The following is a 16,002-nucleotide window of genomic DNA, read 5'->3' on the forward strand; positions in this document are numbered from 1 at the left end:
GCTCCAGAGCGACTTTGATCGCTGGCTCATCCAGTACAACACCGAACGCCCGCATCAAGGCTATCGCAACTTGGGCAAACGCCCGATTGATACGGTCAACGCTTACTTGCAAACTGTTAGGAAAGAAGCTTAGTAGTACAGGTTATCATGAAATCAAGGTTTCATTGGGTTTGTACTCATTGGCCCCCTGGTCTGGCGGTTATGCTGCTCTTGCTGTCTGGCTGCATAGTTGCTCAGCCAGGGACAAGCACGCAGTCTAATGGCCTCCATATTCATAGCGACAACCTCTCGATAGACTGGAGTACCCATATGTGTGTAGCTTACCTGGCTGCTGATGCGGGCATTGCTGGGTTGGGAGCAAGCCATTGGAACTCGCCAGATGGCTCCAGGCCAGCGGCAGATGAACGAACCATAGTGAGGCAGGGATATGCCATCTACACGCCGCTCCAGTTCTCCTCTATGCGTGTCCTTCGGGATCAGCGTCATCAGCCCACAACCGAATTTGACACCATTGGCGGGCAGGTGGGACCGGATAGCTACTCCAGCGATGATCCACAAGTGATACCTGGCGGGAGGTATCTGCTCCTGTTTGTCCCAGGAGTTGATGCAGTAGCCCAAGCCTGGAACGAAAAATGGATGGTGGCTGCTGCCGCCTGGCCTATCGACGCGAAAGGGATCGTCACGCTTCAGGCTGCACACACTGAGGAAGGGCAAGGACCAGCGGGAGAGTCATTCCCAGCCGTCACTATGCCCCTCTCCCAGATCGTTCAGCAGCTTGCCAACTGTAAGGCAGGCTAGGACTTCAGCGCAGCCAGCGGGCCGTCGTCGTGTTTGCCGATCTCCACTCGCTTGTAGCACCCATGCTATACTGAGGCACATCATTTCTACCCCGGCTGGTTAGCTCACAGAAGGAGGGTAACATGAAATCGGTGTCTCATCTTGCGCTCGCCCTCTGGCTCCCTGGTCTGGCGGTTATGCTGCTCCTACTGACTGGGTGCATAGTTGCTCAGCCAGGGACAAGTACCCAGCCCAATGGAATCCACCTTCACAGTGAAGCTTCCAGGCTGAGCGCCATTACGCCAGAACTCATGTGCAAAGCGATCCTGGTGATGGACGCTGGAGTTTCTGGGCTGGGGCCAGGCCATTGGAACACCCCAGATGGAACCAGACCAGCGGCAGCGGATGTACAGACCCTGGCGAGGGGCGGGTACGAGATCTATACGCCCATCTACTTCTCGTCTACGCACATCCATGTGGATTATCGCAGCCAACCAACGAAGGAATTTGACACCATTGGCGGGCGCGCTGGACCAGACAGCGACTCGACGGACTATCCACAAGTGGCGCCTCAGAAAAACTATCTGCTGACGTTGGTCTATGGCATCGAGGCGCAAAAGGGCGAGGTAAAAACCGTGATGATCGTGAACGATGCCTTCCCTATCGACGCGAAAGGGATCGTCACCCTTCAACCGCAGTCAGTTGAGCAAGGGAACGTCAATCCAGCAAGGACCGCTCCCCTCTCCCAAATCGTTCAGCAACTTGCCAATTGCAAAGCAGGCTAGGGCGTCAGCGCGGCCTCGCATCAGTGCGCTGCTTATTCTCCATGCGAGCAGCACGCTGATGCGAAACCATCATTACTCCAGTTCTTTGCGCCGGGCCTGGAGCTTTGCCAGTTTCTCCTCGTGGCTGGCGAGCTTCTCGCGCTCGCGCTCCACGATTTCTGGTTTGGCGCGGCTGGTGAACTGCTCGTTGGCGAGCATCTTCTGGCTGCGCGCGATGTCCTGTTGGGCGGCGGCAATCTCCGCGTCAATGCGCGCCAGTTCCTGAGCAAGATCGATCATCCCGGCCAGCGGCAGATAGACCTCGACGCCCGCCGCGATGAGGGCGACGGCTTGCTCCGGCGCGGGCAGGTCGGCCTCGATGCGCGGCGGCTCGCTGCGCGCCAGAAACTCGATCAGCGGCGCCTGGCTGCTCAGCGTCTCGGCATGCTCGTGGGCGGCGATCATGACCGGGATGCGCCGCGCCGCCTCCACGCCCATCTGCTTGCGCGCGTCGCGGATGCGCGTGATGATCTCTTGCAGGCGGCTGACATCAATTTCGGCAAGCAGATCGCGCTGGCTGTCATCCGCAGTCGGCCAGGGCGCGACGATCAGTGCAGAAGCCGGGCGGTTTTCTTCACCCTCGTAAAGATGCTGCCAGACCTCTTCGGTGACGTAGGGCATGAAGGGATGCAGCAGGCGCATGCTGCGGTCCAATACCGCGCGCAGGATGCCCGCCGTGTTTGCGCGTTCGGCCTCGCTCCCTTGTAACTGGACCTTGGCGATCTCCAGATACCAGTCGCAGTAGTCCGACCAGAAGAAGTCATAAATCTGACGGCCCGCCTCGCCGAACTGGAACTCGTCAATCAGTTGTGTGACGCTGGCCGTCAGTTCTTGCGCCTTGCTCACCATCCAGCGATCCGCCAGGGTGCGCGGCGTGGTCGTCTCCAGCGCCGGAATGCCGAGAGCTACGCCGTCGGTCTGGGTGAGGACAAAGCGCGCCGCGTTCCAGATTTTGTTGGCAAAGTTGCGATTGCCAACGATGCGCTCCGCTACCAGTTTCATGTCGTTGCCGGGCGTGCTGCTGGTCGCCAGTGTGAAGCGCAGCGCGTCCGTCCCGTACTGGTCCATGACCTCGATGGGGTCAACGACGTTGCCCAGCGATTTGCTCATCTTGCGACCCTGCTCGTCGCGCACCAGGCCATGCAGATAGATGGTGTGGAACGGGACCGTCCCCAGGAAGTGGATGCCAGACATCGCCATGCGCGCCACCCAGAAGAAGATGATGTCGTAGCCCGTCTCCATCACCGACGTGGGATAGAAGTAGCGCAGGTCGGGCGTGTCATCCGGCCAGCCCAGCGTGCTGAACGGCCAGAGCCACGAGCTAAACCACGTATCCAGCACGTCCGGGTCTTGCTCAAGCCGCTCGCTGGCGCAGGTCGCGCAGGTCGTGGGGTCTTCGCGCGAGACGGTGATATGGCTGTTCTCGCAGTACCAGGCCGGGATGCGATGCCCCCACCAGAGCTGCCGCGAGATGTTCCAGTCGCGGATATGCTCCAACCAGTCGGTATAGATTTTGTTGAAGCGCTCCGGCACGATCTTCATCAGTCCATATTTGACGGCGTTGAGGGCAGGCGTCGCCAGCGGGGCCATCTTGACGAACCACTGTTTCGAGATCAGCGGCTCGATGATCGTGCCGCAGCGCTGGCAGTGGCCCAGCGGAACGGTATAGTCTTCCGTCTTTGCCAGCAGACCCAGCTTTTCCAGGTCGGCCAGCAGGTTCTCGCGGCACTCGTAGCGGTCCTGGCCCGCGTAGGGGCCAGCCTCTGGCGTCATCTTGGCGTCGAAGCCGATGACTTGAATGCGCGGCAGATCATGCCGGTTGCCTATCTCGAAGTCTGTTGGGTCGTGGGCGGGCGTGACCTTCATCGCGCCGGTACCAAAGCCTGGCTCGATAGCATCATCACCGATAATGGGGATGCGACGGTTCAGGACAGGCAGGATGGCCGTTCGCCCGATCAGCGCCTGATAACGTGGGTCGCGCGGATTGACGGCGACGGCGGTATCGCCCAGGATGGTTTCCGGGCGTGTGGTGGCGACGGTGACGTACTGCTGCTCTGTCTCGCCCTCAACTGGTTCGATGGCGTAACGGACGTAATAGAGTTTAGCCGGGGTATCCTCGACCTCGACCTCCAGATCGGAGATGGAACTCATGCAGCGCGGACACCAGTTGATGATGCGCTCGCCGCGATAGGCCAGCCCTTCTTCGTAGAGCCGAACAAAGACCTCGCGCACTGCTTTGGATAGCCCTTCATCCAGGGTGAAACGCTCGCGCGTCCAGTCGCAGGATGCGCCCAGCCGCCGATGCTGGTTCTGGATGCGATGCTTGTACTGCCGGACCCACTCCCAGACACGCTCGACGAACGCCTCGCGTCCAAGCTGATGCCGGTCTGTCCCTTCTTTGGCAAGCTGCTTTTCGACAACAGCCTGGGTGGCGATGCCCGCGTGGTCTTCGCCAGGAAGCCAGAGCGTGGGTTCGCCGCGCATGCGGTGGTAGCGGATCATGATGTCTTCCAGCGTGGCCGTGATCGCGTGGCCCAGGTGCAGCGCGCCGGTGACATTGGGCGGCGGCATCGAGATCGTGAAGGGCCGCTGGTTGGGATCGATTTTGGGGATGAAATAGCCGCCCTCTTCCCAAAAGCGATAGAGCCGCTGCTCTACTCTCTGAGGGTCATAGGCTTTAGGAAGGTCGGCCAGGCGCCGTTTGGATTCAATCGCCATCTGCTGCCGCGCTCCTTTTTGTGCGATTTTGTGCGATCAAACATGCAAGTGACAAGAACCAATAAAAAAAGCCCTTTCCCGCCAAGGACGAAGGAAAGGGCGCTCGTGGTACCACCTTGCTTTGCAGGAGAAAAACTTCTCGCTGCCTCTGGCGCGCGGTAACGGGCGCTCCCGCGTTTCAACCTCCAGCCAGTCCGAAGACAGGCTGCAATAGCGAATCGGACTCGCAAGCGACGTTCGGTGGGCCGGGCTGCGAGCGTCTTTCAGCCAGGGACGCTCTTCTCTCTCAGCCGTGCCTTCGGCTGCGGGCGCACAAGCGCCCGCGCCGCGCCTACTCCTCTTGCTCCACGTCTTGATGCCAGTATTCGTTTTGCTAAGCAGTTGCTACAGTGTATCCCAAACAGGAGCGATTGTCAAGTTTTATCGGCTAGCATGGTTCCACCAAAAATGAGGTGTTAGCAAGCGAGACCCGTTATTTGTAGCGCCGCCTCCCTTCGGGAAGGGCCGCTTGCGGGCGCCCAGCGCCCGCACTCTCGCTCCCGTTGGTCGCTCGCGCGTCCCTCCAGGCGGCTCAACGCTGATCTGCTGGTCCGGTGGCCTGGCGGGCGAACGTTCGCCCTGGCGCAGCGGTAGCCGCCAAGATGGCGGCGCTACAAGTGGTGTCCCCCAATAGTTGGTGGAACCGGCTGGTATCTCGCCTCAGTCGTTGGGATGCTCAGTCAGCGGCTGGTGTGGCGGATACTGCGGCGGGTACTGGTTGGGCGGATAATTGGGAACGGGTACCCTGGGCAGGACCGCCCCCAGGATGACATACGCGATCACCAGCGAGAAATGGAGTGGGATAAGCAGCAGCACCGTAACGACGCGCACGGCGGTTGGATCCCAGCCCATATATTCGGCAATGCCGCCACAGACACCCATGATCTTTTTATCGCGCTGACTCAGGGTCAGTTGCCGCTGCTGATTCAATGGGTCTAGTGTATTCAATGTATTGGTTCCCTTCTGTTCCAGGGCGCTTACGCCCTATCAACTCCTTCATTGAAGACTACGCACCCTGGAGCAGAAGGTTGCAATATTGTTACCGTTCGCTTGCTTGTGTCAGCGTGTTGTCCTGCGCCCATACGCCCAGACAGCGAATGGCATGAAGACGACGAGGATACCCAGACACCAGACGAGCGCCTGCCAGCCCTCCGAACCCACTGGCTGGCCCAGAATGAACTCTCGCACGGTGTTAATGACCAGGGTCAGTGGTTGGTGTTCGGCAAAAGCCCGCAGCCAGTCGGGCATGCTGCTGGTCGGCACGAAGGCGCTGCTGGCGAAGGTCAGTGGAAACAGCCAGATAAAGCCAGCCGATTGAGCCGCCTCCACGCTGCGCACCGAAAGGCCGATTAACGCGCCCAGCCAGGAGAGCGCAAAGCCAAAGAGCAGCAGCAGCCCGCCGCCAGCAATCCAGCCGATGCCGTTCCCTGCTGGTCGGAAGCCGACCAGCAGGCCAACGACTATCATCACCAGGACGACGAAGGTATTCCGCACCAGATCGGCAATCGTCCGTCCGGTGAGGACCGCTGAGCGGGCCATCGGCAGCGAGCGAAAGCGATCAACCAGCCCACGCTGCAAATCCTGGGCAATGCCGATGCCGGTTGAGGTTGACCCGAAGGCAATCGTCTGCACAAAGATACCGGCCATCAGAAAGTTGACGTAGGTGGTGCCGCTTACATTGATCGCGCCGCCGAACACGTAGCGGAACAGCAAGACAAACATGATCGGCTGTATGGTCGAGAAGACGAGCTCTTCAGGGATGCGTGGAATCTGCTTAAGCTGGCGTTTTGCCAGGATCAGCGCGTCGGCAATGGCCCAGTACAGGCGATTGCGACGCAGCGGCTCGACGCTGCTGGTATGGAGACCAATACTGCTCATGCGGGTATCCTTTCAGCCACTCGACCAGTCCGATCAGCCTCGCTCTGCTCTTCTTCAGCAGGCGCTTCTGCCGCGTGGCCGGTCAGGGTAAGGAAGACATCGTCCAGGGTAGGTCGGCGCAGCGCCAGGTCGTCAAGTTGGACCCCGGCATCATCGAGGTCACGGATAATATTCGCCAGCAGCTTTGAGCCGTTGGTAATGGGGATGACGATACGGCGATGCTCGCTGTCTATCTGTTGCTCACCCTGGCTGTAGGGCGTGAGCGCGCGGATGGCCGTGTCGAGCCTGCTGCCCTGGGTCACGGTAATATCTAGCCGCTCGCCGCCCACCTGGGCCTTGAGTTCGTCGGATGTGCCGCTGGCGATCACCAGCCCGTGATCGATGACGGCGATCTGGTCGGCAAGCTGATCGGCTTCCTCCAGGTATTGGGTGGTGAGCAGAACCGTCGTCCCACCTTTCACCAGTTCGCTGATCAGATCCCACATGCCCAGGCGGCCTCGCGGATCAAGGCCGGTGGTGGGTTCGTCGAGAAAGAGGACTGGCGGCGAGACGACCAGGCTTGCCGCCAGGTCCAATCGTCGGCGCATGCCGCCGGAATAGGTCTTGACGATGCGCGAGGCGGCGTCAACCAGATCAAATCGCTCCAGCAGTTCGTTGGCGCGCTGCCGCGCCTGGGACTTCGGCAAATGATAGAGGCGTCCAACCATCTCCAGGTTTTCTCGTCCCGTCAGGTATTCGTCAACGGCGGCGTATTGCCCCGCCAGGCCAATCTGCGAGCGCAGTTGATCGGCTTGCCGGACGACATCGAAGCCGACCACCTCTGCCCGGCCAGCGTCCGGCTGCAAGAGCGTGGTGAAGATGCGAACTGCGGTGGTCTTGCCCGCGCCGTTTGGCCCCAGGAGGCCAAACACGGTCCCCTCCGCGACAGCGAGGTCAATACCACGTAATGCCTGGGTCTTACCATACCGCTTCTCCAGCCCTTCGGCCAGGATGGCGGGTTTGTTGGATAACATGCAAACTCCTTACTTGTGCTCTGTGTCCTACTTTGCTGCTCATGGGCATGTGCTGCCCATCGTCTATGGCCTGGCTTCTTCAGTCAGGCGTGCAATCTGGCCGTCGAGCCAGGAGATCTCGGCGTCCAGCGTGTGCAGGTGATAGTCAAACAACTGTAAGATGAAAGGGCGCTCGCTATCAGTAATCCCTGGGATGCCTGAAACCTTGTTCTGGCCGCTCTGCCAGTAGTTCCGCAGATGGCTCAGATAGCCCCGGTAGTGTTGCAGCACGAGCAATCGCTGCTCCGGGGTCAGGAACCCGAACTTTGTCAGCTTGATAGCAAACAGGTCAGGGCAGGCGCGGCAATACTCGCCAGGCTCAAGCATCAAGGCAAAGAATCGCTGGCGGCCAGCTTCGGTAATGCGATAGACCCGGCGCGCCTGGGCCTGGGTACGTGACTCATGAAAGAAGCGCCCATGCTTTTGCTCTGTTTCGGAGGTTGCCAATCCCCCCTGTTCTAGCCGCCGGATGAGCGGATACAGCGTACCCCAACTGAGTTGATGAAACGGCCCCAGCGCCTTATTCACAACCTCGTGCAGGCCATAACCGTACATAGGCTGGACCATCAACTCGCCCAGTACAAACAATTCATAAACAGGGTTCGTTCCTCGGCTTCGAGGCGCCCGCTCGCCCTCTACTGGCTCATGCGCCCGGTACGGGTCGTGCGGGTGGTGTCTTCCGCGTGCTGCCATAGAGCTTGTCTCCATTATATCGGTTCGTTATAATTATAACGGGCCGATATAATAAAGTCAAGGGATGACGAACAACTTTTCTACTCTTCTTTTTCTTCCTTCTTCACCTGGAAGTCGCGCCCGCATGTAAGGACGCGGGCTTTCCTGGTGGAAGATCGCGCATCTGGCGTATGAACGCGTTGCCCCGGCGTTACTCTCATCGCTTCCTTGCGTTCTATCAGGTAGGTAGAGGCCGTCTTATTGGCTGCTCTGCTGGGATCGCACACTCCGCACGATGTAGGAGGGTTTTCGATGGAACGCTGCATTTTTTGTCAGGCCCCATTGGCTCCTGGGGAAACGACATGCCCCCACTGTGGGCGAGCGCAATTACTGGCAGCGAGCAATCCACCATCTGAGGCTGATCCGGGATCAGACGTGTCTTCGTTGGGGGAAGTCCTCCTTCCCCCGCTTGAGTCGCCCACACCGTTTGAGACGCTGCCCGCTAGCGAGGTGGTGTCACAGGGGGACCAGCCCGATCCATTGTTGTCATCTGACTGGACGTCAGACCAATTTTCCTATCAAGAGTTCTCCGTGACCTCCCAAGGCGTCTGGCCTCTCGCGGAAGGTACCCCGATGTCGGCGCCTCCCGCGCCCGCTGCCGGTGGAGCCGTTCCAGGCGCGGAGTTGGGGCTGCCTCCCTCACCGCCGCGCAAGCGTCACCGCAAGGTGATCGCGCTGGTGTTGGCGGCGCTCGTTGTGCTGGGGGCCGGCGGGACGGCGGCGTTCATTCTCACCCGTCCCAGGCCGATCATCACTATAACCGGCCCGCAGCAGAGCGGCTCGCTCCCGGCAGGGGCGCCCGACACCGCTTTTTCTGTTACAGGGAGAGATTTCACTGCGAACTCGGCGATTACCTTCCTGCTGGATGGAAACCCCGCCCCCGGCGCGCCAGCGACGAGGAGTGACCAGACTGGCTCCATCAGCGTGGAGTTGCCCATTACAGATGACTGGCTGCTTGGACGGCATACCCTAACCGCCAAAGATGCGCAAGGCTATCTGACGAAGGATGGGGCGCTCTTAGCGGTGCTGGCTGCCCCAGTACTCAGCGTGAGAAGCAGCTATATGCGGGGATCGCTGCCTGCTGGCTCGAACGGGACGACGCTCGCATTCTCAGGAATGCGTTTTGCGCTGCATGCGCTGGTCACACTCCAACTGGATGGGAAACTACTCGATACCTCGTCTCCTGTCATGAGTGACGGGCGCGGGAGGATCGCTGGCGCCCTTTCGGTTGACGCGAAGTGGGCGTTGGGAACCCATTCTCTGACGGCGCAGGATGCTCAAGGCAATGTGACGCAGGCGGCGGCTTCGCTGGTGATTGTGGATCAGGGCGAAGCTGGTACGCCAGGCCCGAAGGGTGCGCCTGCTGATGATATTTCCTTTGGAGGGTACGCCCATGTGTCCGCCAGGGATGCGAGTGGTGTATCCTTCTCTTTCACGCAACTGTTCATGGTCACAGGGCGGCCCGACCCGGCGGGTGGTAGTGTGTGCGCTTTGGAGGATAATGGAAAGCCGCAGACCTTTACTGGCACCCTGGATAACTCCTCTGAGACGTTCACCGAGACGATCACATTCACCTGTCGGGGAACCTATAAGCATGGACACCTGACTTATATCGAGATCGGCACCAGCGATAAGTTCGTGCTGGGCAGCGGCGTGCGCTGTGCCTCAAGCGGCCCATATATCTATGGGGCTTACGATGGCACGTTTAGCAGCCCGACCACTATGAGCGGTGTCTATGCAAGGGAGTATTTCCAGGCCAACTGTACAGATGGAACCTATATCTTTCGAGACAGTGCAACGGGAAAGTGGACAGGCGGAACCTGAGACGTGAAGCTTATATCACGTTCGGCTGGATCGCCACTGCTCTTTGTAACGGTGCCTTCCAGAGCGGCGCTGCTCTGGAAGGCGGCCACCCGCCTGTACCGCCGCCACTTGTAGCGCCGCCTTCCAGGCGGCTGGACGCTGGCTTGCTGGTCCGCTGGTCTGGAGGGCGCCCGCTCGCCCTGGCGCAGTGGCTCGCCGCCGGTTTGCCAGCGCGACCGTTCCGGCGTCCCGACGGTGAGCCGCCTGGAAGGCGGCGCTACAAGTGGCCTTCGCAAGCATTCAAGAAGATGTGGTATTAGAAGACAGGCGATTCCATGTATTCGCCAAAGACTTCGCGGAAGACGCCCATCATCTCGCCCATCGTGGCGTAGGCGTTGACCGCATCAATCAGAGCGGGCATCAGGTTCTCGGATCCCTGAGCGGCGCTGCGCAGCGCCGCCAGCGCCTCTTTGACGCGCTGCTGATCGCGTTCGCGGCGCACGCGGTTCAGGCGGTCCAGATGGATTTTCTCTTTGGCCGGGTCTACATAGAGCGTCGGCACTTTGATCGCTTCATCCATCTCGTAGCCGTTGACGCCGACGATCACACGCTCTCCGGCGTCCACCTCGCGCTGGAAGCGATAGGCCGCGTCGGCGATTTCGCGCTGGAAGAAGCCGTTGTGTATGCAGGCCAATACGCCGCCTAGTTCATCAATGCGGCGCAAGTAGTCCATGCCTTCCTCTTCCATCTGGTCGGTTAGTTTCTCGACGAAGTACGAACCGGCCAGTGGATCGACGGTGTTGGTGACACCGCTCTCGGAGGCGATGACCTGCTGGGTGCGCAGGGCGATCAGCGCGGCCTTCTCGGTGGGCAGGGCCAGCGCCTCATCCAGCGAGTTGGTGTGCAGCGAGTTTGTGCCGCCCAGCACAGCGGCCAGCGCCTGGATGGCGACGCGCACGACGTTGTTGTCGGGCTGCTGGGCGGTGAGCGAGACGCCCGCCGTTTGCGCGTGGCAGCGCAGCATCCACGAGCGCGGGTCTTGCGCGCCATAGCGTTCGCGCATCAGCCGCGCCCACATGCGCCGCGCCGCGCGGAACTTGGCGATCTCCTCGAAGAAATCGTTATGCACATCCCAGAAGAACGAGAGACGCGGCGCAAACTCGTCAATCTTCAGCCCGCGCTCCAACGTGGCATCAACGTAAGCCAGGCCATCGGCGATGGTGAAAGCCATCTCCTGGGCCGCCGTTGCGCCTGCTTCGCGGATATGATAGCCGCTGATGCTGATCGTGTTCCATTTGGGCATATGGCGCGTGCCAAACTCTATGGTATCAACGACCAGGCGCATCGAGGGTTCCGGGGGGAAAAGAAACTCTTTCTGCGCGATATATTCTTTGAGGATGTCGTTCTGGAGCGTGCCGCCCAGCTTTGCGCGTGGGATGCCGCGCTTTTCGGCGTTGGCGATATACATCGCCCAGATCACCGCCGCCGGGCCGTTGATCGTCATTGACGTGGTGATCTCATCGAGCGGGAGATCAGCAAAGAGAATCTCCATATCGGCCAGCGATGAAACGGCCACGCCGCACTTGCCAAACTCGCCCATTGCCAGCGGGTGATCGTGGTCATAGCCGTAGAGCGTCGCCATGTCGAAGGCGCAGGAGAGGCCCGTCTGCCCCTGCTGAAGCAAATACTTGAAACGCTCGTTGGTTTCTTCGGCGGTGCCAAATCCGGCGAACATGCGCATCGTCCAGGGTCTGGCGCGATACATCGTCGGCTGCACACCGCGCGTATAGGGGTAATCGCCAGGCATGCCCAGATCGCGGCTGTAGTCCATTGCGGCGGTATCGTTGGGCGTGTAGACCCGCTCGATAGGCATGCCAGAGTGCGTGGTGAACTCGGCCTTGCTCTCTGGAATGCGTTCTGTGGAGCGTTTGAGAGTGGTCTGTTCCCAGTGTTCTTGCGCGCGCTTCAGATGCTCCAGCTCGCTCTGATCATAGAGCGTACCCTGTTTTTCCGTCGCAGCTTTGCGCGCGTGCGCCGCCTTTGGCGGTTTCTGTTCGAGCATATTGTCTCCTGGTGCAAAATCTATTGTGACCTCTTTGGCATTCGCTGATATACTTCACAGGGCTGGTGCGGCACGGGCAACACTGCATTACATTTACGACCCGCTGAGGGTATTGAAATCAATTGACAGGGCGACAGCGCCGCCGCCGCCCAGACAGAGCGTTGCCAGGCCGCGTCCACCTCCGCGCCGCCGCAGTTCATAGAGCAGCGTCGTCAGCACACGCGCGCCGCTGGCTCCGATAGGATGGCCGAGGGCGACAGCGCCGCCATTGACGTTGACGCGGCTCCAGTCCCAATCCAGCTCTTTGCCGTTTGCCAGCACCTGCGCGGCAAAGGCTTCGTTGACTTCGACCAGATCGAAATCGCTGATCTTCAGGCCGGTGCGCTCCAGCAGGCGATTGACCGCTCGCGGCGGCGCGGCAAAGATGTATTTCGGTGTGATGGCCGCCGAAGCGTAGCCGGTGATGCGCGCCAGAATGGGCAGCCCCAGCGCCTGAGCGCGTTCGCGGCTGGCGATGACCAGCGCGGCAGCGCCATCGTTCAGGCCGGGCGCGTTGCCAGCGGTGACAGTGCCATCTTTCTTAAAGGCGGGCTTGAGCGCCGCCAGCGCCTCCAGACTGGTATCGGGGCGGATAGACTCGTCACGGTCAATGGTGATGGTCCCCTTCTTCTGCGCAACCTGAACAGGGACCATCTCTTCCTTGAAGCGCCCGGCCTCGGTGGCGGCGCTGGCGCGTCTGTGGCTTTCGAGCGCGAAGGCGTCTTGCTCCTGGCGGCTGACGCAGAACTTGTCGGCAATAATTTCCGCCTCGTTGCCCATATGGATGTCCTCAAAGGCGCACCAGAGGCCGTCGTGGACAACGGCATCAACGACTTTCTGATCGTTGAGCCGGTAGCCGGTGCGCGCGCCGGGCAGCAGATAGGGCGCATTGCTCATGCTTTCCATGCCGCCCGCGACGAGCATATCGGCGTCTCCGGCGCGGATGGCCTGCGCGGCAAGCATCACGGCTTTCAGACCGGAGCCGCAGACCTTATTGATGGTGACGGCGGGCAAATCATCGGGCAATCCGGCGTGAATGGCCGCCTGGCGCGCGGGAGCCTGGCCGACGCCCGCCGAAACCACGTTGCCCATGATGGCTTCTTCTAACTGATCGACGGGTACACCGGAGCGCCTGACCGCCTCGCGGATGGCAATCGCGCCCAGTTCCGTCGCGCTCAGGGATGATAACCCGCCCAGGAACTTGCCGATAGGGGTACGCGCTGCGCTCACAATAACGGCTTCTCGTTCGGCCATGCAATCCTCCTCTATGAAGAGGCCCTGGATGCGCCAGTGTTCAGCGCGCGGCGCCCTGGGCTTGCCACAGGCGCACACCATTGTGCGCACTGCTGTTTCTCACTTTGATTATACGACATAGCGACCGTGACAAATAAAGAGCATAACAAATAGCCTCAAAGCGGCACTATCTGAGTGAAGCCTTTTGCGCAGAGGTCAAACACAACCAGTTGACAACCTGAGAACCAGTGACGCGATACGATGTTGGAGAGTTAAACGATCATGATACCCTGGATGAAAAGCAAACTGACAACCATTATTATCGCTGCGGTAGCCGTCTTTACCGTAGCAGGCGCAGGCGCTGTGCTGGCCGCGACAAACCACAGCCTTCCCTCTTTGATGCCCCGCGCCTCTAATGGGACATCTACCCAGCAGGCGAACGAGTTTGAGGCGCAAGGGGTGATCCAGCAGGTCACATTTGACCAGGGCAGCGCCCACAGCGGGAATCTGGTCTTCTTGCCAAACGGGCAGCAGACAACAGTAAAGGTGATTTTCACCGCCGCAACAGAAATTAAAGTGGGCGGGGGCAATGGCGGCGATAGCAGCCACGACCAGAACGACGATAACGGCAATGATAACGCGCAGCCCGGCGTCCTTCAGGCCGGAATGACCGTCAAGGTTGAAGGGGTGACGCAGGCTGATGGCTCCGTCCTCGCCAGGGAGATAGAGGCGAATGCCAATGATGCGAACGATAACGACGATAACGACAATAACGATCAGGAAGATCGGCATTTGTTCGGCGTCATCCAGTCGGTTGATCAGGGCGCGCAGACCTTTGTCTTCCTTCAGGATGGGCAGACGACGCCTGTGACCATTGCCTTCGACTCAAAGACCAATATTGAGGATGAACACGACGACGGACACGATAACGCGATCCTGGCTGCTGGCGCACATGTGCGCGTTGAGGTCGTCACGCGATCTGATGGCTCGCTCTACGCGAGGGAGATCAAGCCTGCCTCTGATAATGAGGGAGATGGCGGCCATAACGGGGATAATGGCGGCGGTGACAACAGCGGCCCTGGTGGCTCTGGTGATGGCGGGGGTGACAACAGCGGCTCTGGCAGCGGCCACGATGGCGGCGGTGACAACAGCGGCTCTGGCAGCGGCGATTCAGGCCACTGATCGACTGTAGCAAAAGAACACAGGCGGCTGAAGCATGGCGCTTCAGCCGCCTGTTCCTGCGTTCAGGAGCCGCGTGGCCCGGCGGCGCGCACGTCGGGGTCGGCGTCGGGGAACTTGGCGCAGTTTTCTACAAAGCTGCGCGCCAGGTCGCGCGCCTGGCGATCATACGCCGCGCTGTCCTTCCAGGTGTCGCGGGGGCGCAAGATGCTGGCGGGGACATCGGGGCAGGCCGTCGGGACATGCAGCCCGAAGATCGGGTCGGTCCAGGTCTCGGCTTTCTCCAGTGCGCCAGAGATGGCGGCGCGCACCATCGCGCGGGTGTAGGGCAGGCTGATGCGCGCGCCCACGCCATACGGGCCGCCGCTCCAACCAGTATTTACCAGGTAGACGCGCACCTGATGCTCCTCGATCTTCTTGCGGAACATCTTGGAGTAGACAGTGGCGGGCAGCGGGAAGAAGGGCGCGCCAAAGCAGAGACTGAAGTCCGGCTCAGGGTCGCTGCCCATGCCCGCCTCGGTTCCGGCCAGCTTGGCGGTGTAGCCGGAGAGAAAGTAATAGGTGGCCTGTTCCGGCGTCAGGATGGAGAGCGGCGGCAGTACGCCAAAGGCATCCGCGCTCAGCAGCAGGATCGCTGAAGGATGGCCGCCCATGCCCTCAGGGACCGCGTTCTCGATGAAATCGAGCGGATAGGCGGCGCGGGTGTTCTCGGTGAGCGAATCATCGGTATAGTCGGGAACGCGCGTCACCGGATCAACCACGACGTTTTCTACGACGGAGCCAAACCGCACAGCGTTCCAGATTTGCGGCTCGTGTTTTTGCGAGAGATTGATACATTTGGCATAGCAGCCGCCCTCGAAGTTGAAGACGCCCTTGTCACTCCAACCATGTTCGTCATCGCCAATCATCGGCCTTTCAGGGTCGGTGGAAAGCGTTGTTTTGCCTGTCCCCGAAAGGCCAAAGAAGAGGGCCACGTCCCCGGCTGCGCCGAGGTTGGCCGAGCAGTGCATCGGGAAGATGTTTTGCAAGGGCAGCACATAGTTCATCACGCCGAAGATTGATTTTTTTATTTCGCCAGCGTACTTCGTGCCAGAGATAATGATCAAGCCCTGCTCGAAGTTGACCAGAATAGCAGTCTCGCTGCGCGTGTCATCGGTAGCCGGAACCGCCAGAAACTCCGGCGCGGCGATGACTGTAAAGGCGGGCTTGTTATTCGCCTGCTCCTCCGGGGTCATGCGGCGAAAGAGTTGGCGAGCGAAGAGTTCATGCCAGGCATATTCAGCGACCACGCGGATAGGCAGGCGATAGGCCGGGTCAGCGCCGACCCAGGCATCCAGCACAAACACGTCGCGCCCCTGGAGATAGGCGCTCACCCGCGCGCGAAAGCGATTAAAGACGGCTGGCTCGATGGGCTGGTTGATCTTGCCCCAGGCGATACGGCTGGCGTTTTCCGGGGTGCGCACAATGAACTTATCTTTGGGGGAACGCCCGGTGCGCGAGCCGGTGGCGGCAACCAGCGCCCCGTTCGAGGCCAGCACCGCCTCGCTGCGGGCAATGGCCTGCTCCACAAGCTGCGGAACCGAGAGGTTCCAGTGGACAGCGCCCAGGTTGGTTACACCAATTTCAGCCAGGCTTTGATTGCTGGCGGTAGCAATAGCCATATCAC

The 16,002-nt window shown here is 60.3% G+C and carries 13 protein-coding genes; 5 read left to right on the forward strand and 8 right to left on the reverse strand.

Going from position 1 to position 16,002, the window contains the following annotated elements; genetic code table 11:
- From VH599_06470 to VH599_06480, 3 genes are all read left to right on the forward strand, one after another.
- Window positions 1-133 (forward strand): IS481 family transposase (locus VH599_06470; GenBank protein HEY7347947.1); only part of this gene is annotated, 133 nt, incomplete at its 5' end.
- 176 nt (window positions 134-309) lie between these two features.
- Complete coding sequence (locus VH599_06475; GenBank protein ID HEY7347948.1) at window positions 310-798, forward strand: hypothetical protein; 489 nt, start codon at window positions 310-312, stop codon at window positions 796-798.
- Window positions 799-920: 122 nt separating this feature from the next.
- Window positions 921-1,562 carry a hypothetical protein gene (locus VH599_06480; protein HEY7347949.1) on the forward strand — a complete coding sequence of 214 codons (642 nt, stop codon included), beginning with the start codon at window positions 921-923 and terminating at the stop codon, window positions 1,560-1,562.
- Window positions 1,563-1,634: 72 nt separating this feature from the next.
- Here VH599_06480 and VH599_06485 read toward each other — a convergent pair whose 3' ends face one another.
- The 5 genes from VH599_06485 to VH599_06505 form a co-directional block, all read right to left on the reverse strand.
- A complete protein-coding gene (locus VH599_06485; GenBank protein HEY7347950.1) occupies window positions 1,635-4,319 on the reverse strand; it encodes a valine--tRNA ligase in 2,685 nt (894 codons plus the stop codon).
- Window positions 4,320-5,018: 699 nt separating this feature from the next.
- Entirely contained in the window at window positions 5,019-5,306 is a 288-nt protein-coding gene (locus VH599_06490) for a PspC domain-containing protein (GenBank protein ID HEY7347951.1), read from the reverse strand.
- Between the two features lie 111 nt (window positions 5,307-5,417).
- Window positions 5,418-6,236, reverse strand: coding sequence for an ABC transporter permease (locus VH599_06495; GenBank protein ID HEY7347952.1), 819 nt, complete (start codon window positions 6,234-6,236; stop codon window positions 5,418-5,420).
- Window positions 6,233-7,249 (reverse strand): ATP-binding cassette domain-containing protein, encoded by a 1,017-nt coding sequence (locus tag VH599_06500; protein HEY7347953.1) that lies wholly within the window; start codon window positions 7,247-7,249, stop codon window positions 6,233-6,235. Before VH599_06500 ends, VH599_06495 begins: the two co-directional genes overlap by 4 nt.
- Window positions 7,250-7,312: 63 nt before the next feature.
- A complete protein-coding gene (locus tag VH599_06505; protein ID HEY7347954.1) occupies window positions 7,313-7,981 on the reverse strand; it encodes a PadR family transcriptional regulator in 669 nt (222 codons plus the stop codon).
- A gap of 612 nt (window positions 7,982-8,593) precedes the next feature.
- Between VH599_06505 and VH599_06510 the strand changes: the two genes are divergently transcribed.
- Window positions 8,594-9,844 (forward strand): hypothetical protein, encoded by a 1,251-nt coding sequence (locus VH599_06510; protein ID HEY7347955.1) that lies wholly within the window; start codon window positions 8,594-8,596, stop codon window positions 9,842-9,844.
- A gap of 295 nt (window positions 9,845-10,139) precedes the next feature.
- Here the strand turns inward: VH599_06510 and VH599_06515 are convergent, their stop codons facing one another.
- The gene (locus VH599_06515; GenBank protein ID HEY7347956.1) at window positions 10,140-11,885 is read right to left on the reverse strand and encodes a methylmalonyl-CoA mutase family protein; all 1,746 of its coding nucleotides are present in this window, start codon (window positions 11,883-11,885) and stop codon (window positions 10,140-10,142) included.
- Window positions 11,886-11,978: 93 nt separating this feature from the next.
- A complete protein-coding gene (locus VH599_06520) occupies window positions 11,979-13,178 on the reverse strand; it encodes an acetyl-CoA C-acetyltransferase (protein HEY7347957.1) in 1,200 nt (399 codons plus the stop codon).
- A 261-nt stretch (window positions 13,179-13,439) separates the two neighbouring features.
- Between VH599_06520 and VH599_06525 the strand changes: the two genes are divergently transcribed.
- A complete protein-coding gene (locus tag VH599_06525; GenBank protein HEY7347958.1) occupies window positions 13,440-14,339 on the forward strand; it encodes a DUF5666 domain-containing protein in 900 nt (299 codons plus the stop codon).
- A gap of 62 nt (window positions 14,340-14,401) precedes the next feature.
- Here VH599_06525 and pckA read toward each other — a convergent pair whose 3' ends face one another.
- Window positions 14,402-15,997 carry a phosphoenolpyruvate carboxykinase (ATP) gene (gene pckA, locus VH599_06530; GenBank protein HEY7347959.1) on the reverse strand — a complete coding sequence of 532 codons (1,596 nt, stop codon included), beginning with the start codon at window positions 15,995-15,997 and terminating at the stop codon, window positions 14,402-14,404.
- Between the last annotated feature and the right edge of the window lie 5 nt (window positions 15,998-16,002).

The sequence above is a fragment of the Ktedonobacterales bacterium genome (assembly GCA_036557285.1).
GTDB lineage: Bacteria > Chloroflexota > Ktedonobacteria > Ktedonobacterales > DATBGS01 > DATBHW01.